The organism is Streptomyces sp. NPDC048191, assembly GCF_040652655.1.
Taxonomy (GTDB): Bacteria; Actinomycetota; Actinomycetes; order Streptomycetales; family Streptomycetaceae; genus Streptomyces.
The window spans coordinates 319,477-336,982 of sequence record NZ_JBEZMO010000003.1 but is presented as its reverse complement, the minus strand read 5'-3'; the positions used below and the strand labels follow the sequence as shown (position 1 = coordinate 336,982).

General features: G+C 73.2%; 20 protein-coding genes. 11 read left to right on the top strand and 9 right to left on the bottom strand.

Annotated elements, in window-relative coordinates:
* Positions 1 to 18 precede the first annotated feature (18 nt).
* Both AB0D93_RS07345 and AB0D93_RS07340 read left to right on the top strand, forming a co-directional pair.
* Positions 19 to 1,326 carry an MFS transporter gene (locus AB0D93_RS07345; protein WP_362114401.1) on the top strand — a complete coding sequence of 436 codons (1,308 nt, stop codon included), beginning with the start codon at positions 19 to 21 and terminating at the stop codon, positions 1,324 to 1,326.
* Positions 1,327 to 1,410: 84 nt separating this feature from the next.
* Positions 1,411 to 1,635, top strand: a complete 225-nt coding sequence (locus tag AB0D93_RS07340) for a hypothetical protein (RefSeq protein WP_362114398.1) — start codon at positions 1,411 to 1,413, stop codon at positions 1,633 to 1,635.
* An 18-nt stretch (positions 1,636 to 1,653) separates the two neighbouring features.
* Here AB0D93_RS07340 and AB0D93_RS07335 read toward each other — a convergent pair whose 3' ends face one another.
* Positions 1,654 to 2,250: a flavin reductase family protein gene (locus AB0D93_RS07335; protein WP_362114395.1), complete on the bottom strand. Its 597-nt coding sequence runs from the start codon at positions 2,248 to 2,250 to the stop codon at positions 1,654 to 1,656.
* A 167-nt stretch (positions 2,251 to 2,417) separates the two neighbouring features.
* Here AB0D93_RS07335 and AB0D93_RS07330 point away from each other — a divergent pair, with 167 nt between their 5' ends.
* Positions 2,418 to 3,269 carry a hypothetical protein gene (locus AB0D93_RS07330; protein WP_362114392.1) on the top strand — a complete coding sequence of 284 codons (852 nt, stop codon included), beginning with the start codon at positions 2,418 to 2,420 and terminating at the stop codon, positions 3,267 to 3,269.
* Between the two features lie 3 nt (positions 3,270 to 3,272).
* Here AB0D93_RS07330 and AB0D93_RS07325 read toward each other — a convergent pair whose 3' ends face one another.
* The 3 genes from AB0D93_RS07325 to AB0D93_RS07315 all read right to left on the bottom strand — a co-directional run bounded on the left by AB0D93_RS07325 (position 3,273) and on the right by AB0D93_RS07315 (position 7,554).
* Positions 3,273 to 4,055 carry an enoyl-CoA hydratase-related protein gene (locus tag AB0D93_RS07325; protein ID WP_362114389.1) on the bottom strand — a complete coding sequence of 261 codons (783 nt, stop codon included), beginning with the start codon at positions 4,053 to 4,055 and terminating at the stop codon, positions 3,273 to 3,275.
* Entirely contained in the window at positions 4,052 to 6,271 is a 2,220-nt protein-coding gene (locus AB0D93_RS07320) for an acetate--CoA ligase family protein (protein ID WP_362114386.1), read from the bottom strand. The genes AB0D93_RS07325 and AB0D93_RS07320 overlap by 4 nt, the downstream gene beginning before the upstream one ends.
* 95 nt (positions 6,272 to 6,366) lie before the next feature.
* Positions 6,367 to 7,554, bottom strand: coding sequence for an NAD(P)/FAD-dependent oxidoreductase (locus tag AB0D93_RS07315; protein ID WP_362114383.1), 1,188 nt, complete (start codon positions 7,552 to 7,554; stop codon positions 6,367 to 6,369).
* Positions 7,555 to 7,754: 200 nt separating this feature from the next.
* Between AB0D93_RS07315 and AB0D93_RS07310 the strand changes: the two genes are divergently transcribed.
* The 4 genes from AB0D93_RS07310 to AB0D93_RS07295 all read left to right on the top strand — a co-directional run bounded on the left by AB0D93_RS07310 (position 7,755) and on the right by AB0D93_RS07295 (position 10,490).
* Positions 7,755 to 8,204, top strand: a complete 450-nt coding sequence (locus AB0D93_RS07310) for a DoxX family protein (RefSeq protein WP_362114380.1) — start codon at positions 7,755 to 7,757, stop codon at positions 8,202 to 8,204.
* Positions 8,204 to 8,623, top strand: coding sequence for a Zn-ribbon domain-containing OB-fold protein (locus AB0D93_RS07305; RefSeq protein ID WP_362115095.1), 420 nt, complete (start codon positions 8,204 to 8,206; stop codon positions 8,621 to 8,623). Before AB0D93_RS07310 ends, AB0D93_RS07305 begins: the two co-directional genes overlap by 1 nt.
* A 93-nt stretch (positions 8,624 to 8,716) precedes the next feature.
* Positions 8,717 to 9,583: a GNAT family N-acetyltransferase gene (locus AB0D93_RS07300; RefSeq protein ID WP_362114377.1), complete on the top strand. Its 867-nt coding sequence runs from the start codon at positions 8,717 to 8,719 to the stop codon at positions 9,581 to 9,583.
* A gap of 61 nt (positions 9,584 to 9,644) precedes the next feature.
* Positions 9,645 to 10,490: an NAD(P)H-binding protein gene (locus AB0D93_RS07295; protein ID WP_362114374.1), complete on the top strand. Its 846-nt coding sequence runs from the start codon at positions 9,645 to 9,647 to the stop codon at positions 10,488 to 10,490.
* A gap of 28 nt (positions 10,491 to 10,518) precedes the next feature.
* On the opposite strand, the gene AB0D93_RS07290 is transcribed toward AB0D93_RS07295, so the two are convergent.
* From AB0D93_RS07290 to AB0D93_RS07280, 3 genes are all read right to left on the bottom strand, one after another.
* A complete protein-coding gene (locus AB0D93_RS07290) occupies positions 10,519 to 11,184 on the bottom strand; it encodes a pyridoxal 5'-phosphate synthase (RefSeq protein WP_362114371.1) in 666 nt (221 codons plus the stop codon).
* 10 nt (positions 11,185 to 11,194) lie between these two features.
* Complete coding sequence (locus tag AB0D93_RS07285) at positions 11,195 to 11,620, bottom strand: pyridoxamine 5'-phosphate oxidase family protein (RefSeq protein WP_362114368.1); 426 nt, start codon at positions 11,618 to 11,620, stop codon at positions 11,195 to 11,197.
* Between the two features lie 83 nt (positions 11,621 to 11,703).
* Positions 11,704 to 12,876, bottom strand: a complete 1,173-nt coding sequence (locus AB0D93_RS07280; protein WP_362114365.1) for an acetyl-CoA acetyltransferase — start codon at positions 12,874 to 12,876, stop codon at positions 11,704 to 11,706.
* 84 nt (positions 12,877 to 12,960) lie between these two features.
* Here AB0D93_RS07280 and AB0D93_RS07275 point away from each other — a divergent pair, with 84 nt between their 5' ends.
* Positions 12,961 to 14,175: an acyl-CoA dehydrogenase family protein gene (locus AB0D93_RS07275; protein WP_362114362.1), complete on the top strand. Its 1,215-nt coding sequence runs from the start codon at positions 12,961 to 12,963 to the stop codon at positions 14,173 to 14,175.
* Positions 14,175 to 14,666, top strand: a complete 492-nt coding sequence (locus AB0D93_RS07270; RefSeq protein ID WP_362114359.1) for a nitroreductase family deazaflavin-dependent oxidoreductase — start codon at positions 14,175 to 14,177, stop codon at positions 14,664 to 14,666. Before AB0D93_RS07275 ends, AB0D93_RS07270 begins: the two co-directional genes overlap by 1 nt.
* Here AB0D93_RS07270 and AB0D93_RS07265 read toward each other — a convergent pair.
* Entirely contained in the window at positions 14,663 to 15,280 is a 618-nt protein-coding gene (locus AB0D93_RS07265) for a LysE family translocator (RefSeq protein ID WP_362114356.1), read from the bottom strand. The two genes, AB0D93_RS07270 and AB0D93_RS07265, sit on opposite strands and share 4 nt — an antisense overlap.
* Before the next feature lie 82 nt (positions 15,281 to 15,362).
* On the opposite strand from AB0D93_RS07265, the gene AB0D93_RS07260 reads away from it, so the two are divergent.
* Complete coding sequence (locus tag AB0D93_RS07260) at positions 15,363 to 15,815, top strand: Lrp/AsnC family transcriptional regulator (protein WP_362114353.1); 453 nt, start codon at positions 15,363 to 15,365, stop codon at positions 15,813 to 15,815.
* 87 nt (positions 15,816 to 15,902) lie between these two features.
* Here the strand turns inward: AB0D93_RS07260 and AB0D93_RS07255 are convergent, their stop codons facing one another.
* Positions 15,903 to 16,538, bottom strand: a complete 636-nt coding sequence (locus tag AB0D93_RS07255; RefSeq protein ID WP_362115092.1) for a TetR family transcriptional regulator — start codon at positions 16,536 to 16,538, stop codon at positions 15,903 to 15,905.
* A 245-nt stretch (positions 16,539 to 16,783) separates the two neighbouring features.
* Between AB0D93_RS07255 and AB0D93_RS07250 the strand changes: the two genes are divergently transcribed.
* The gene (locus AB0D93_RS07250) at positions 16,784 to 17,458 is read left to right on the top strand and encodes a VOC family protein (protein WP_362115089.1); all 675 of its coding nucleotides are present in this window, start codon (positions 16,784 to 16,786) and stop codon (positions 17,456 to 17,458) included.
* Positions 17,459 to 17,506: the final 48 nt, after the last annotated feature.

Below are 17,506 nucleotides of genomic sequence, written 5' to 3'. Positions count from 1 at the left end.
AAATCGGACCCTGATGACGTGACTCAGACAAGCTCAGCCGCAGTCCCCGTCCAGGCCCCGCCCGCCCGGCGCCGCCGTGTGCACCGGGCGTGGTTCGTCGCCGCCGTCACCTTCGTCACGATCATCGGCGCGGCCGCCTTCCGCTCCCTGCCCGGCCTGCTCATCGACCCGCTGCACCAGGAGTTCGGCTGGTCACGCGGCACGATCGGCGCGGCCGTCTCCCTCAACCTCGCGCTCTACGGCCTCACCGCCCCCTTCGCCGCCGCGCTGATGGACCGGTTCGGCATCCGCCGGGTGGTCGCCGTCGCGCTGACCGTGATCGCGCTCGGCTCCGGTCTGACCGTGTGGATGACGGCGGCCTGGCAGCTGTGGCTGTGCTGGGGCCTGCTGGTCGGCCTCGGCAGCGGCTCGATGGCCCTGGCCTTCGCGGCGACGGTCACCAACCGCTGGTTCACCGAGCGGCGCGGGCTGGTCAGCGGCATCCTCACCGCCGCGTCCGCCTCCGGCCAGCTGATCTTCCTGCCGGTGCTGTCCTGGCTGACCGAACACCACGGCTGGCGCCCGGCGGCCGTGACGGTCGCCCTGGCCGCGCTCGCCGTGGTCCCCTTCGTGTGGATCCTGCTGCGCGACCATCCGGCCGACGTCGGCCAGAAGCCCTACGGTGCGGCCGAGTTCGTACCCAAGCCGGCCCCGGTGACCGGCGCGGCCCGCCGCACCCTCACGGTGCTGTCCACCTCCGTCCGCACGGGCACCTTCTGGCTGCTCGCCGGCACCTTCGCGATCTGCGGCGCCTCCACCAACGGCCTGATCCAGACCCACTTCGTGCCCGCCGAGCACGACCACGGCATGCCCGTCACGACGGCGGCCTCACTGCTCGCGGTCATCGGTGTGTTCGACGTGGTCGGCACGATCGCCTCCGGCTGGTTCACCGACCGCTTCGAACCGCGCCGTCTGCTCGCGGTGTACTACGCCCTGCGCGGCATCTCGCTGGTCTTCCTGCCCATGCTCCTCGGCCCCGCGGTCCACCCCCCGATGCTCTTCTTCATCGTCTTCTACGGCCTGGACTGGGTGGCCACCGTCCCGCCCACCCTCGCCCTGTGCCGGGAGCAGTTCGGCGAGGACAGCGCCATCGTCTTCGGCTGGGTGCTCGCCTCCCACCAGGTCGGCGCGGCCCTCGTCGCCTACCTCGGCGGCCTCGCCCGGGACGTGTTCGGCTCCTACGACCTCGTCTGGTACGCCTCCGGCACGCTGTGCGCGGCGGCGGCCCTGATGTCCCTGGTGATCCGCCGGGCCGCTCCGGCCGTCCCGGTGGCCGCCGTCGCCTGAAGGGGCGGGGCCCCCTCCCCGTGACGGGGTCCGTGCGCGATGCGATGATGCGGCGCCGGAGGCCGGGCTGGGGAAGGAATGGCGTTGATCTTCATCGGGGTGCTCGCGCTGCTCGCGGGCGGCGCCTTCGTGGCGGTGGCATGCGGCTTTCGCGGTGTCGACGTGTGGGTGTGGGACTGGGCGCCGCTGGTGACCAAGCAGCGGACCCCCTACGGAACACCGTGGAGGAGTCTTACGAGCATGCGGATCCAGCTCGGGCTCGTGGGAGTGATGTTCCTGGGCTTCGGTCTGCACGCACTGGCTGGCTGACGGGCCGCAGGAGTGTCCTCAGGGGCCGATCCGCGTGAACCGCCCCCGGTGGAAGAGCAGCGGCTCGCCCGGGTCCTCCCCGGTGCCGAGCGCGTTCACCCGGCCCACGACGATCAGGTGGTCGCCCCCGGTGTGCACGGCGTGGACGGTGCAGTCGATCCAGGCGGCGGCGCCGGCCAGCCGCGGCGAGCCGGTCACCGGCGCCGGGTCGTGGTCCACCCCCGCGAACTTGTCCGCGCCGCTCACCGCGAAGGCCCGGCACAGCTCACCCTGGCCGGCGCCGAGCACGTTGACGCAGAAGACGCCGGCGCGGGCGATGCGCGGCCAGGTGCTGGACGTACGGCCCACCATGAAGCAGACCAGGGGCGGTTCGAGGGAGAGGGAGGCGAAGGACTGGCAGGCGAAACCGGCGGGACCGTGCCCGGGACCGGCGGCCGGGGCCGTGATCACGGTGACACCGCTCGCGAAGTTCCCCAGCACGCGCCGGAACTCGCCCGGATCCACCGGGGCCCGCTCGTCCTCCCGCACACACCGCAACTCCGGCCGCGGCAACGGCTCCACGGACCTCGGCCCCAGATACCGGACGGCGGCCGCCGCCGCCCCTGCGTGTCCCATCACGCCCTCCATTGAAGCTGACGGAGTGTCAGATGGGAAGACCGGTGGAGAACCCCTGCGCACCCGCTTCGTAGGCTGCGGCCATGGGGTGGGAAAAGAAACCGGAAAGACCTGGTGAGGCGGGGGTGCTCCGGTCCCTTCGACGGGATCTGGCCGCCGCGGTACCCGTGAACGCGGCGCAGCTGCCGGCGGCCGGACTGCTGTGGTGGATCTGGAGCACCAGCCAGGACCAGTACGGCACCGGCTACGTCGGAGCCTTCGGGATCTTCTGTCTGCTGGTCTTCGCACCGCTGCTGCTGCCGTTCCTGGGGCTGCTGCTCTCGGCCGTGCTGACGCTGCCCGCGATCCTGCCGGCCCGGCCGCTGCTGCGGTGGTCCGGCGGCCCGGAGTGGGCCTGCCGCACCCTCGCGGCAGTGGCCACCGCCGTCGGCTGGGCCGCGGTGACGACGGCACTCCTGCACTGGCCGTTCGTCACCACGGCCTCGGTCCTCACCGCCCTGGGCCTGCTGCCCGCGCTCGGCATCGCCCGCGTCCGCGCGCGGTCCTGGTCGGCGTGGGGCGTGTGGTGGCGCTCGGCGCTCGCCTGCGCCGGACTCTTCGCCCTGGCCCTGGGCGGCGGCCTCGCGGCCTCCGCGACCGGCCTGATCCCCCAGTACCGACCGCCGGAACTGGCGCCCGCCCAGCTCGCCGGAGTCTGGCGCGGCGACGACGGTGCCGAACTGCGCCTGCACCCGGGCGGCCGGGCCGAGGCCCGGCGGCTCCCCACCGAACCCCCCGACAACGACTGGACGGCCCCGGACCACAAGGACTACGTGATCTGCGCGGGCTCCGGCACCTGGAAGGCCGACGACGACCCGTACGGCACGGACCGCGCCGGCATCCTCCTGCGCCTGGACACCGACTGCGGGCTGGACACCCACTGGTCGGTCAGCGGCACCGACGACGCACCCCGGCTGTTCGTGCTCCTGGGCGACCCCGACGACGGCACCCTGCGCACACTGGACCGCGCCGGGGACTGACCCCTACCGCCCCCGGAACCCCGCCTCCCTGCGCTCCACGAAGGCCCGCAGACCCTCTTGGGCGTCCTCGGTCCGCATGTTGATCTCCTGCGCCCAGGCCTCCGCGGCGAAGGCGGTCGCGCGGTCCGTGTCCAGGGAGGTGTTCACCAGGTGCTTGGTCAGCGCCAGGGACCGGGTGGGGCCGCAGGCCAGGCGGGTCGCCCACGCGCGGGCCGTCTTCTCCAGATCGGCGTCGGGCACGACCCGGTTGACCAGGCCCAGACGTGCGGCGTCCGCCGCCGGGAGCGCGTCGCCGAAGAACATCAGCTCCTTCGCCCGCTGGGGGCCCAGCAGGCGGGGCAGGAGGTACGCCCCGGCGGCGTCCGGCACCAGTCCCCGCCGCACGAAGACCTCGATGAACCGGGCCGACTCGGCGGCCAGGACCAGGTCGCAGGCGAACGCCAGGTGTGCGCCGAGACCGGCCGCCGTGCCGTTCACGGCGGCGATCACCGGTTTCTCGCAGTCCAGGACGGCCGCGATCAGGCGTTGGGCGCCCTGGCGCAGCGTCCGGGCCACGTCCCCGGTGACCCGGTCGCCGCCCGCTCCGCCGCGCAGGTCGGCGCCCGCGCAAAAGCCCCGGCCGGTGCCGGTCAGGACCACCGCCCGGACGTCCGGGTCGGCCGATGCCCGGCCGAGCAGGTCGATCAGCCGGTCCCGTAGATCCGGCGTGAGGGCGTTGAGGGACTCGGGACGGTTCAGGGTGAGGTGGGTGACCTTGCCGTTCCTGTCGGCCTGCAGCTCGCTCATCGGCACACCACCAGCGCGTCCAGCGCGACCGCGCCCTGCCCCCGCGGCAGCACCAGCAACGGGTTGATGTCCAGCTCCGCCACGTGCTCGCCGAGTTCCAGGGCCATGCGCTGGACCCGCAGGACCACCTCCACCAGCGCGTCCCGGTCGGCCGGCGGACGGCCCCGGACGCCGTCCAGCAGGGCCCGCCCGCGGAGTTCGGCGAGCATGGCCCGGGCCTGGTCCTCGCCGAACGGGGGGACGCGTACGGCGGAGTCCCGCAGGACCTCGACCAGGACCCCGCCGAGCCCCACCGTCACGGTCGGGCCGAACAGCGCGTCGTGCGTGACCCCGACGACCATCTCCACGCCCTGCTCGACCATCTGGCACACCAGGATGCCGTCCAGCGAGACGCCCTCGTAGCGGGCGATGTCCATCAGCTCGCGGTAGGCGTCGCGGACCTGGCTCGCGGACGTCAGCCCGATCTTCACCAGGCCCAGTTCGCTCTTGTGGGCGATCTGCGCGCCGGAGGCCTTCATGACGACCGGGTAGCCGACCTGGGCCGCCGCCCGTACGGCCGCCGCCGCGCTGGTCACCAGCTGCTCGCGCGGCACCCGGATGCCGTAGGCGCGCAGCAGCTGCTTGGCCCCGTGCTCGCTGAGCTGCCGGCCGGGGCGCATCAGGGCCTCGGCCTTGCGGAAGGAGGGGGAGGGGCCGCGCGGGGCCTCGTCGAACGGCGAGCGGTAGTCGCTCACGAAGCGGTGGTGGTCCAGCCAGGCGCGGACGGCGGTGAGGCAGTTGCCGACCGTGCGGAAGGTGGCCACGCGGGAGGAGGCGAGCAGCACCTCGCGGTACGCCGCCTCCGTGCCGACCGGCGAGCCCCACACCACGCACACCAGCTTGTCCGTCTCCTCGGCCGCCTCGACCAGGTCCGCGACCAGCTTGTCGCTCAGCGGCGGGAAGGGGCCGGTGACCGGGCAGATCAGCACCCCGATCGACGGATCGGCGAGGATCGCGTCGATGATCTTCCGGCCGCGATGGTCGCCCACGGGGTGCCCGCCGTTGTCCACCGGGTTGGCCACGCTCAGGTACTCCGGTATCCACTGGTGCAGCTCGGTCTGCTTGGCCGCGGACAGGCGGGGCAGGCGCAGTCCGGCCGCGGTGGCGAGGTCGGCCGCGTGCGCGCCGGTGCCGCCGGAGATCGAGTACACCGCGACACCGTCCGCCAGCGGGGTCCGCGCCCGCGCCAACAGGGCGGCGGTGTCCTGCAGTTCGTCGAGCCCGTCGACGCGTACGACCCCGAACTGGCGCATCGCCGCGTCCACCACGTCGTCGGCGCCGGTGAGCTTGCCGGTGTGCGAGGCGGCCGTACGGGCGCCGGTCTCGGTGCGGCCCACCTTCACCGCGACCACCGGCACCCCGCGGCGGGCGGCGCGGTCGGCGGCCAGCAGGAAGGCGCGGCCGTCCTTGAGGCCCTCCACGTAACAGGCGATGGCGCCGACCTCGGGCTGCTCGGCGAACCAGGAGAGGAAGTCGGCGGTCTCCAGGTCGGCCTCGTTGCCGGTGGGCGCCCAGTGGGAGAGCCGGATGCCCAGCTCCTGGAGGGCGAAGACGGGCCGGCCCTGGTGCCCGGACTGGGTGATCAGAGCGATCGCCGGGCCCGTCAGGTCCTCCCGGAAGCGCTCGAAGGCGTTGAGGTTGGTGTTCGGGCCGAGGAGCCGGATCCCCGAGCGGCGTACGGCCTGCGCCAGCCGCTCCTGTGCCTCGGCGCCCTCCGCCCCGGTCTCGGCGAACCCGGAGGCGAAGGCGACCGCGAACCTCACCTTGGCGTCGGCCAGTTCCTCGATCACCGGCAGGGGATCGGCGACCAGCAGCACCGCGAGGTCGACCTGGCCGGGCAGGTCGGCAACGGAGGCGGCGCAGGGGATGCCGAAGACGGACGGGCGGGTCGGATGCACCGGGTGCACCCGCGCGCCGACCCGCTCGGCCCAGCCCAGCAGCTGCCGGGTGATCCCGGTGTTCGGCCGTCCCTCCGCGTCCGAGGCGCCGATCACGGCGACGGACTCGGGCCGGAAGAACCGGGTCAGGTCCGGTACGTCCGCGTACAGCGGCCGCCCGCTGACGTCGAGGTCGTCGACCCGGTCGTGGACGACGGGTCCGGGCCGCTGCTCGCCGCAGGCGATGACCCGGGCCCGGCGGGAGTCGGTGGTGAGGGTGCCGTGGGTTGATCCAAGCATCGGTCCGCCCGCTCCTGTGAGACAGCACAAGTAAACTGACGCTCTGTCAGATTACTGAACTGACGCAATGTCAGGAACGGGTCGGGCCCGCAAAGTTACCGGCGGGTGCCGAGGTGCCGGGCCGCCGCCTTCGCGATCTTCCCGGCGTCCAGCGCCAGCTCCCGGAACATCCCGCTGATCGGGTTCGTGAACCCGGTGAAGTACAGGCCGGGTGCCCCGGCGGGCGTACGGCCGCCGTGCGCCAGCGGCCCGCCACGCCCGTCCAGCACCCCGAGATGCCCGACCAGGCCGTCCAGCGCCCGCGTGTACCCGGTCGCCGCGATCACCGCGTCCGGCTCGATGCGGCTGCCGTCGGCGAGGGCCACCTTGCCGTCCTCGAAGGACTCGACGGCGGCCACGACCTCCACCTTCCCCCCGCGCACGGCGTCGATCAGGCCGACGTCCTGCACCGGGATGGCACCCTCCCGGACCCTGCTGTACAGCCCGGTGTCCGGACGGGGCAGGCCGTGGGCGGACAGGTCCGGAACGGCGGCCTTCGCCTGGAGCCGGCACAGCTGGTCCACCAGGCGCACCGGCAGTCGCCGTACCAGCACGCCCGAGTACTGCGCGGGCCAGCCGAGCGTCGAACGGCGCACGATGTGCGGGACGGTGCGTACCGCCAGCCGCACCCGCGTGGCCCCGCCCTCCACCAGGTCCACGGCGATCTCGGCACCGGTGTTGCCGGCGCCGACGACCAGGACGTCCCGGCCGGCGTACGGCGCGGCGTCGCGGTAGGCGCCGGCGTGCAGCAGCTCCCCGGTGTACCCCTCGCGGCCCGGCCAGTCGGGGAGGTGCGGGGTGTGGTTGTGGCCGGTGGCGACGACCACCGCGCTGCCGGTCAGTTCGCGCCCGCCGGAGGCGTGCAGCAGCCAGTCGCCGTGCTCGCCGGCCGGCTCGACGCGGAAGACCTCCACGCCGGTGACGATCTCCAGCTCGTGGTGCTCGGCGTACTTCTCCAGATAGCGCACCACGTTGTCCCGGGAGACCCAACGCCCGAACTTCCGGGGGATCTTCAGGCCGGGCAGGGCGGACAGCCGCCGGGTGGTGTGCAGGCGGAGGCGGTCGTAGTGGCCGCGCCAGGAGGCGCCCACGTGGTCGGCCTTCTCCAGCACCACGGCCCGTATGCCCCGTGCCCGCAGCGCGTACGCGGCCGCCAGGCCGCCCGGACCGGCGCCGATGACATAGACCGGGCGGTCGGCGGGGGTGGAGGGGAGCTGCGTGGAAGCGGAACGGGAGTCGGCCATGCTCGGAGCGTAGCCACGCACCCGATTGATGGGTCTCGGTCAAGACCGGAATTGGTTGCGGATTGATCACGTGTGTGGAGAAGTGCTCGCGACAAGTGGCGTAGCCCACACGGATGAGGGGGAAGTGCGCGGTGCCCGTGCGCAGGGGACCGCTGCCGGGCATCTCGGCAAGGAGGCTCATCTGACGTACCGTCAGATCCATGGACTCGATATGGCTGGACGGCGCGGAATGGCTGGCGGTGCTGCGGATCGGCCTCGGTCTGTGGTGGCTGGAGAGCTGGCGGCACAAGGACAAGAAGGCCTGGTTCGAACGCGGCAGCGGCATCGCCTGGGCGGCGGACGTGGCGGCGAAACACCGCTGGGCGCCGGTGCGGACGGGGTTCGCCACGATCGTCACACCGCGCCCCCGCCTCATGGCGTACGTCGTCGCCTACGCCGAACTCGCCCTCGGCCTCGGCCTGGTCCTCGGCCTTCTGACCCCCGTGGCCCTGGTCGGCGGCCTGCTGCTGAACGCGATCTACTTCGTCCTGATGATCCACGACTGGGCGGAGCAGGGCCAGAACTCGATGATGGCGCTGATCTCGCTCGTCGGTTTCTTCGGCATGTCCTGGCAGACGTGGTCACTGGACGCGTGGCTGGGGTGGTTCTGATGGGCGCGGTGCGCTACGACCTTCCCGAGCCCGACGCCTTCACGCGCCCCTACTGGGAGGCGGCCGCGGCCGGCCGGCTGCTGATCCGCCGCTGCGGGGCGTGCGGCCGGGCCCACCACTACCCCCGCGAGTTCTGCCCGCACTGCTGGAGCGAGGAGGTGACCTGGGAGGAGGCGAGCGGCCGGGCCACGCTCTACACCTGGTCCACGGTCCACCGCAACGACCTGCCCCCCTTCGGCGAGCGCACGCCGTACGTGGCCGCGGTGGTCGACCTGGCCGAGGGGCCGCGGATGATGACGCAGGTGGTGCGGTGCGCGGCGCCCGAACTGCGGCCCGGACTGCGGCTGCGGGTGACGTTCGTGGAGGGCAGACCGGTGTTCCGCCCGGAGGGCCGGGCGGTGTCCCGGCCGGGCGGCTGAGCTGCGTGGGTGCTCCGGGGGCGCGCCCGGAGGGCCGGGCCCCGGTGGGAAAACCGGTGTTCCGGGCGGAGCGCTGCCCCGATCATGGGTCGTATGCGTCCTGAGAACTGGCAACTCACCGAGGACCTGGACGAGTTCCTCTCCCGCGCGGGCGACTTCCTGCACTCCCGGCCGGCCCTGCACACGGTGCCCTTGACGGTGGCGGACGTGCTGCGCCGGCGCGGACCGCACGTCTACGGTTCCGGGACCCCGCTCTTCGGCGTCCTGGACGACGGCACGGTCCGCGCGGCCCTGGTGCACACGCCGCCGTTCCCCCTCCACGTCACCCGGCTCACCGCACCGGAGGCCGACGCCCTGGCCGCCCGGCTCACCGCCCTCGAGCGCCCCGTGCCCGGGGTCTCCGGCCCGCGGGAGACAGCGGAGACGTTCGCGGCGGCCTGGCAGCGGCGCACCGGTACGACCGCCGCGATCTTCGTACGCCAAAGGCTGTACCGGCTCGGCGAGTTGACCGTGCCGGAGCCGAGGCCCCGGGGGCGGGCGAGAATCGCCGGGCCCGGCGACCGCGAGCTGCTGAGCCGCTGGAAGGCCGAGTTCCGCGCGGACACCGGCCACGGCTTCGGCACGGACCCCGACGCGTGGGCCGACGCGCGGATCGCCGAGGGCGGCGCGACCCTCTGGGAGGCGGCCGACGGCACCCCGGTCTCCCTGGCCGGAGCCACCCCGCAGACCGCCGGCCAGATCCGCATCGCCCCGGTCTACACCCCGGCCGCCCTGCGCGGACGCGGATACGCGGGTGCCGTCACGGCGGAGGTGAGCCGGACCGCGCGGGAGAACGGGGTCGCGGAGATCCTGCTCTTCACCGACCTCGCCAACCCGACGAGCAACGGGCTGTACCAGCGCATCGGATACCGGCCGGTGGCGGACTTCGCGGTGTGGCGGTTCGGCGGGGACGCGCGGTGAGGCGGGTGCGGAGGGCCACGGAAGGCCGAGGCGGGCGGACGACCGACGGGAGGACGCGACGATGATTCTGGTGACCGGCGCGAGCGGGAGTGTCGGCAGTGCTCTCCTGGAGTGCCTGCGGGCCGCCGGGACGGCCACGAGGGCGGCCTACCGCGATCCGCGCGCCACGGCCCGGGCCATCGAGGCGGGCGGGCACGCGGTCACGCTCGATCTGGCCGTGCCGGACACGCTCGGACCCGCACTCGACGGCATCGAGACCGTGTTCCTGCTCGGCGCCACCGGCCCCGCCCAGACCACGCACGAACTCAACATGGTGGAAGCCGCCCGCGCGGCCGGTGCCCGTGTGGTCAAGCTCTCCGTGTGGCGGGCCGACGAGGAACTCACCCCGATCGCCCGGCTGCACCGGCCCGTCGAACGGGCACTGATCGCGTCCGGCCTGTCCTGGACCATCCTGCGGCCGAACTTCTTCCTGCAGAACTTCCTGCGCCAGCCGTCCATCCGCGAGGCCGGGGAGTTCAGCCTGCCCCTGATCGACGCACCCATCAGCTTCGTCGACACCGGCGACATCGCCCGTGCCGCCGCCCGGGTGCTCACCACCGACGGCCACGACGGCCGCGTCTACGACCTCACCGGGCCGAAGGCACTGACGTACGCGGAGGCCGCCGAGGAGTTCTCCGACGTGCTGGGCAGGCCGGTGCGGTACACCGGGCTGCCCGACGACCGGGCGCGCGCGGTGCTGCTCGGCCGCGGGATGCCCACGTTCCACGTCGACGCCCTGATCGACGTGGCCCGCGCCTACCGCGACGGCGGCGCCGAGTTCGTCGGTCCGGCCGTCGCCGACCTCACCGGCCGGCCGGCGCTCGGATTCGCCGACTTCGTACGCCGCAACCGCCACCACTTCGAGTGACCGGGACCCGCCCGGCGGGAGTGCCGGCTCACGGCCACAGCAGCCCCCTGCTCCAGCCGAACTCCGTGCTCCGGTACTCCAGGCGTACGTGCCGTCGGTCCGGGTCGCCCTGGAAGAACTCCACCGTCTCCGGGCGCAGGTGGTAGAGCGTCCAGGTGGGGGACGGCTCGGCCGGGTTCTCGCGGGCACGCTCCCAGGCGGCCTCCGACACGCGCCGCAGCTCCTCCAGCGAGGGCAGGTCCTCGCTCTGGCGGCCGGTGAGGGCCGCGGCGAGCGCGCCCGTCGAGCGGGCGTGCAGGTCGGCCTGGCTGTCCTGGGACGGGGCCGCCGTCACCGGGCCGCGCATCCGCACCTGGCGGCCCAGCACCGGCCAGTAGAAGGCCAGGGCCGCGTACGGGTGGGCGGCGAGGGCCCGGCCCTTGCGGCTCGTGGCGTGGGTCGCGAACGACCAGCCCTCCGCGTCGGCCCCGTGCAGCATCACGATCCGCACGTCGGGCCTGCCCTCCTCGTCCGTCGTCGCGAGCGACATGGTGTGCGGCTCCGGCTGCCCGGCGGCCACCGCCTCCGCGAGCCAGTGGGTGAACAGCAGCAGGGGCGTCGGCGGGGCGGTGTCCGGGTCGAAGGCGGGCAGGGTCGTCGTCCCCGCGTCCCACACCCGCAGCGACCTCAGCAGCTCCGGCAGATCAGTTCCCATGCCCCCATGCTCACACCTGGCCGAGATCCGACGACACCCACCGCTCCGGACGCATGTGGATCACCACCTGCTCCCCGTGGTTCTTCCAGGCGAAGTCCACGTACCCGTCCACCTTCTCGGCCGGAAGGTAGCGCGCCGAGATCTCCCGCAGCGCCTCGATCGTCGCCGGAGCCGTCCGCACCACCGGGCCCTCCACCGACACGTACCTGACCGTCGGCTCCAGCCGGTCGATCATCAGCGTGAACCGGCCCGCCTTGCTGATCAGGTCGTTCTTCCGGGACTCCCGTCCCGTCATGATCCACACGTCCCCGCCGGGCTGGTACGAGTACCAGATCGGCACGGCCAGCGGCGCCCGTCCCGTACCCGCGTCCACCGCCAGCGCGGCGACGTACGGCTCGGCCAGGAACGCCTCTCGCTCTTCTCGGGTCAGCGCCATCTCGGTCTCCTCCAGCGGCTCGTCCGTGGCCGGCGACAACACCGGCCGACACGAGCCGTCTTCCCGCCCCCGCCCCCGGCCGATCAGTTCCGGCCGAGCACCACCGTGCCGGACGAACAGAACCACCCTCCGGTCCCGGACACCACACCCAGACGCGGCAGCGCCCCGTCACGTCGGCGCACCTGCCGTTCCCCGGCCTCCCCGCGCAGCTGCCGCACCGCCTCCACCAGCAGGAACAGCCCGCGCATGCCGGGGTGTTGGGCCGACAGCCCGCCCCCGTCCGTGTTGACCGGCAGCTCCCCGCCCCGCACCAGCAGCCGACCCTTCTCCACGAACGCCCCGCCCTCGCCCTTCGCGCAGAAGCCCAGGTCCTCCAGCGTCACCAGGGTCATGTAGGTGAAGGCGTCGTAGAGCTCCGCGAAGTCCATCTCCGAGGGGCCCACCCCGGCCCGCCCGAAGGCCAGCCGGCCGCTCACCGCCGCCGGGGACACCGTGAAGTCCGTCCACTCGGACATCGCCGCGTGCGAGACGTGCTCCCCGGTGCCGAGGACCCAGACGGGGGCGGTACGGCAGTCCCGTACGTACTCCTCGGCCGCCAGCAGGACCGCCGCGCCGCCGTCGGAGCGGATGCAGCAGTGCAGCTTGGTGAAGGGGTCCGCGATCATCGGGCCGGACAGCACGTCGTCGACCGTGACCGGGGTGCGGAACATCGCCTCCGGGTTCAGCGCCGCGTTGGCCCTGGCCTGGACCGCGACCTCGGCCAACTGCTCGACGGCCGTACCGTGTTCGATCATGTGGCGGCGGGCGGCCATCGCGTACTTGGCGATCAGCGTGTGGCCGTAGGGGACCTCGAACTGGAGGGGGCCGCGGGCGCCGTAGGACAGGTCGCCCGTCCTGCGGCCCGCCTTGATGTCGGCGCGGGCCGTCGAGCCGTAGACCAGGAGGACGGCGTTCGCGTGGCCCGCCGCGATCGCGTCCGCCGCGTGCGCCGCCATCACCTCCCAGGTCGAGCCGCCGACCGAGGTGGAGTCCACCCAGGTGGGGCGCAGGCCCAGGTACTCGGCCACCTCCACCGGGGCCAGCGTGCCGAGGCCCGCCGAGGCCAGGCCGTCGACCCGGGCGCGGTCGAGCCCCGCGTCGGCGAGGGCGCGCCGGGCCGCCTGCGCGTGCAGGGTGTACGGGGTGGCGTCGTCCACCCGCCCGCAGTCGGAGAGGGCCACGCCGACCACGGCGACGTTCCGGCTCCCGGGAGTCATGAGCGGCCTCCTGCCCCTGTGCATATCGCTTCGGCCCTCCTAATATGACGGACCGTCAGATCCGGAGGGAAGAGGGGGAGGGCCATGGACGCCGGCTTCACCGCGGAGCAGGACGAGATCCGCCGCACCCTGCGCGAGCTGTTGCACAAACGCTGCACCCCCGAGCAGTTGCGCGCCGCCCTCGACACCCCCGGCGGGTACGACCCCGGCCTGTGGGCCGCCCTCGCCGATCAGCTCGGCCTGCCCGGACTGGCCCTCCCGGAGGCGTACGGCGGCGTCGGCTGCTCGGTGACCGAACTCGCCCTGGCGGCCGAGGAGACGGGCCGGGCCCTGGCACCCTCTCCCTTCCTCGCCACCGCCGTCCTCGCCGCGCCGCTGGTCCTCGCCCTCGGCACCGACGGCCAGCGCGCGGACCTGCTGCCCCGCATCGCGTCCGGTTCCCTGACCGCCGCTCTCGCCGTACCCGGTACCGCGCTCGCCACCGCCCTCGCCCTGACCTGTGACAACGCCGGCTTCTCCGCCGGCGGTGGCCGGGCCGGCGGTGTCCAGGCCCGGTGCGCCGACGGCGACTGGCGGCTGTACGGGCAGGCCGACCAGGTGCTCGACGGGCACAGCGCGGGACTGCTGATCGTCGCCGCGCACACCGGGGGCTTCGCGCGGTCGCGGACCCTGCTGTTCCTGGTGGCCGGGGACGCGCCCGGGGTCGTACGCGCCCGGCGGACCGCACTCGACGCCACGCGGCCGCAGGGGCGGGTGCAACTGCGCGACGTGCACGCCGAGTTGCTCGGGGAGGAGGGCGCGGAGGTATTGCCCGTCCTCGCCGCCCTCGGGGGCCGGGTCGCCGCCGTGCTCGCCTGTGAGGCCGTCGGGGCGGCGGAGCGGGTGCTGGAGCGGACCGTGGAGTACGTCGGGCAGCGGGAGCAGTTCGGGCGGCCCGTGGGCTCGTTCCAGGCGGTGAAGCACCGGCTGGCCGACGTGTACGTGGGCGTGCAGGCGGCTCGGTCCGCCGCGTACTACGGCGCCTGGGCGGCCGCCTCGCCGCCGGCGGCCGGCGGGCCGTGCTCCGGCGGCGAGCCGGCCGGGGCGCTCGCGCTCGCTCAGGCGTTGGAGGCGTTGCGGGTGGCCGCTGCCGAGGGGATCCAGTTGCACGGGGGGATCGGGTTCACCTGGGAGCACGACGCGCATCTGTACTTCAAGCGGGCCGCCGGGGAGGAGCTGCTGTTCGGGCCGGTGCACCGGCTGCGGGACCGGGCCGCCGAGGCCGCGGGCCTCTTCGCGGGCGGGGAGGTGGCCGTCTGATGGCCGGACTCGGTGTGCGGATCGTGCAGCGGGTGTCCTCCACCCGGGCCTTCGCCAAGGTCGCCCCGCAGGTGGTCCCGGCGCTCGACCGGGCCGTGCACCGGCTCACCCGGGGCCGGTTCCTGCTCAGCGCCCAGATGCTGCCCGGCGTGATCCTCACCTCCACCGGCGCCCGCAGCGGGCGGCTCCGCAGGAGCCCGCTGGCCTGCATGCCACAGCAGGACGGCAGGGGCTGGCTGCTCGTCGGCTCCAACTTCGGCCGGCCGGGCCATCCGGCCTGGACCCACAACCTCCTCGCCCATCCGGATGCCTCGATCAGCTGGAAGGGCAGGGACATCCCGGTCACCGCCCGGCTGCTCACGGGGGAGGAGCGGGCGGAGGCCTGGGCCGCGCTGCTGGAGTTCTGGCCTCCGTACGCCACCTACCAGTCGCGGGTGACGCGGCAGATCCGGCTGTTCCGGCTCACGGAAACACCTTTCAGGCGCGTCTAGACCGTCGCGAGCCGCTCCACGAGGAGAAACGCCCCGATGCCCAGCATCGCCGCCCCCGACGTCCGCGTCACCGCCCGGGCCGCGGCCGGCCGCGCGGAGAGCAGCGCACGCGACAGCGTGCCGACCGCGAGGTACACGGCCGCACAGCAGGCCATGTGGAGCAGGCCGAGACCGGCCGTCTGGACCGGGACGGGCAGGTGGGCGCCGTGCAGGGTGAGGAACTGCGGCAGGACGGAGAGGTAGAGCAGCAGGCCCTTGGGGTTCAGCCCGCTGATCGTGGCGCCGCGCAGGAAGAGCCGTCGGTCGTCGCCGGTCTCGTCCGCCGCGCCCGGCACCGCCGGCCGGCGCAGCACGCTCCACCCGAGCCACAGCAGATAGCCCGCTCCCGCCACCGTCAGGGCCGTCAGCAGCTTCGGCGAGCCCGCCACCAGGATCGCGAGACCCGCCGTCGCCAGGGCCGTGTGCAGGGCGTAGCCGCAGACCAGGCCCGTGACGGCGCGTGTCACCGAGCTGCCGCGCAGGGCGGTCGCGATGACGTACGCCCAGTCGGCGCCCGGTACGCACACCAGCAGCAGGTCCACGGCGAGGAAGGAGAAGAGCAGTCCCGAGTCCATGCCGGGGACATTAGGCGCGACTGGCCCGAAAGTGTTCCCGAAGTTTGCCCGTCTCCCCGGTGTCTGGGGGAAGATCTGCCTCATGGACGACATGGACCGGAAAATCCTTGCCGAGCTGCAGCAGGACGGGCGGCTGACCGTGACCGAGCTGGCCGCGCGGGTGCGCCTCAGCGTCTCGCCGTGTCACCGGCGGCTGCGCGAGCTGGAGCGCTCCGGAGCCATCCAGGGCTACCGGGCGCAGGTGGACCCGGCCGCGCTCGGCCTGAACTTCGAGGCGCTGGTCTTCGTGTCCATGCGGCAGGAGGACCGGGACACGGTCGCCGAGTTCGAGCGGGCGCTCGGCGAGCTGGAGCACGTGCTCGACGCCCAGCGGCTGTTCGGCGAGCCCGATTATCTGCTCCGGGTCGCCACCGCCGACCTCGCCGCCTTCCAGCGGCTGTACGACGAGCGGCTCGCGACCCTGCCGGGCGTGCAGCGGCTGACCTCGACCCTGGTGATGAAGCACGTCGTACGGGACCGGCCACTGCCCGCGTAGCACGGCAGGCGGCAGCTCACCTCGGTGAACTGCCGCCTGCCAGACAGGACTTGGTATCGAGAAAAAGGTGCGGGACCCGGCCGTGTGTTACTTGCTCGGCTTCTTCCCCGTCACGCCCAGGTGCACCAACAGGGCCAGGTTCGGCTTCAGTTCGGCCTGCTTCACACCCCAGGTCTGGAAGCCCTTCTGGTGCGCCGCCACCGCCGCGAGCATCGCGACCAGGGAGCCGGCCACCGCGGCCGGGTTCACCTCCTTGTCGACCCTGCCCTTGGACTGCAGTTCGGTGATGGCGTCGGCAAGAGAGTTGTTCACCGAATTGAGGATCTTCATGCGGATCTTGTAGAACCGTTTGTCCCCCTCCGCCGCGCCGAGGTCGACGACCCGGAGGATCGCGTCGTTCCTGCGCCAGAACTCCAGGAATCCGTCCACGAGTTCCTGCGCGGTCTGCCATCCCGACTTCCCGGCCCAGGACCGCCCTTCGAGCAGTTCGGTCAAACCGGCGCCCTCGGTCGCCATTTGCTCGGCGATCTCGAGGACGGCGCCTTCGACGTCCGGGAAGTACTGATAGAAGGTCGCGGGCGAAGTACCCGCCTTCCGGGCGACATCGATGACCTTGACGTCCCGGTAGGGGGAGGAGCTGAGCATCTCGCTGAGGCAGTCGAGCAGCTTCTGCCGGGTCGCCTGCCCACGCCGGCCGGCCACGCGGCCGTCGACGGTACGCACTTGTCCTGTCATGCCGTCAGCTTACCGAGGGGTGATCGGAGCGCGATTCGGCCGACTGCAAATGGGGTGCACGGGTGCTCTGAGGGTGGTGTGCCTGGTCTGCGGGGTGCGCGCGGCCCGGTTACTTTGACGACATGGCCGAAAACAGGGCATCCGCGCATGAAGAGGCGGAAGAGGCAGAAGAGGTAGTAGAGGGGGAAGTGGTAGAGGCGCACGAGACGTACGGGGAGGGCGTGCCCTGCTGGGTGGACGCCCGGCTCGCGGACGTCGAGGCGGGCAAGCGGTTCTACGGTGAGCTCTTCGGGTGGACCTTCGAGGACGCGTACGGCTCCTCGGTGTGGGCCCTGCTGGAGGGGGAGCTGGTCGCCTCGATGGCCCCCAAGACCGACGGCCGTATGCCCACCGTGTGGACGGTGTCGTTCGCCACCCCGGACGCCACGGCCCTCGGTCGGCGGATCACCGCTGCCGGAGGGCAGGTGGTCATGGCCCCGTTCCCGGTGGGCGACCTCGGGGTCGCGGCTCTCGCCGCCGACTCCGAGGGGGCGGTGTTCGGACTGTGGCAGGCGGGCCGTCACCACGGCTTCGGGCGCCGGCACGTGCCCGGCACGTTCGTCTGGGCCCAGCTCTACACCCGGGACACCGCCGCCGCGAACGCGTTCTACGGCGGCCTCTTCCACGACGCCCTCTTCGGTGAGGGTGCCCGGCCCGACTTCGGCCGGGCCGAGGTCACCGAGGTCTTCCCGGCCGAGATGCCCCCGCACTTCCTCACCCACTTCCGGGTCACGGACCTCCACGACGCCCTCGGGGCCGTACAACGGCTCGGCGGCCGGGTGCAGGCGCCACCCTTTGAGACGTCGTACGGACGAGTGGCCGTCGTCACCGACAATCAAGGGGCGTCGTTCGCACTGCTGCAGCGCTGATCCGTCCGCTTTGGGTGGATTTGGTACGAGACACCCAGATTGTCACCG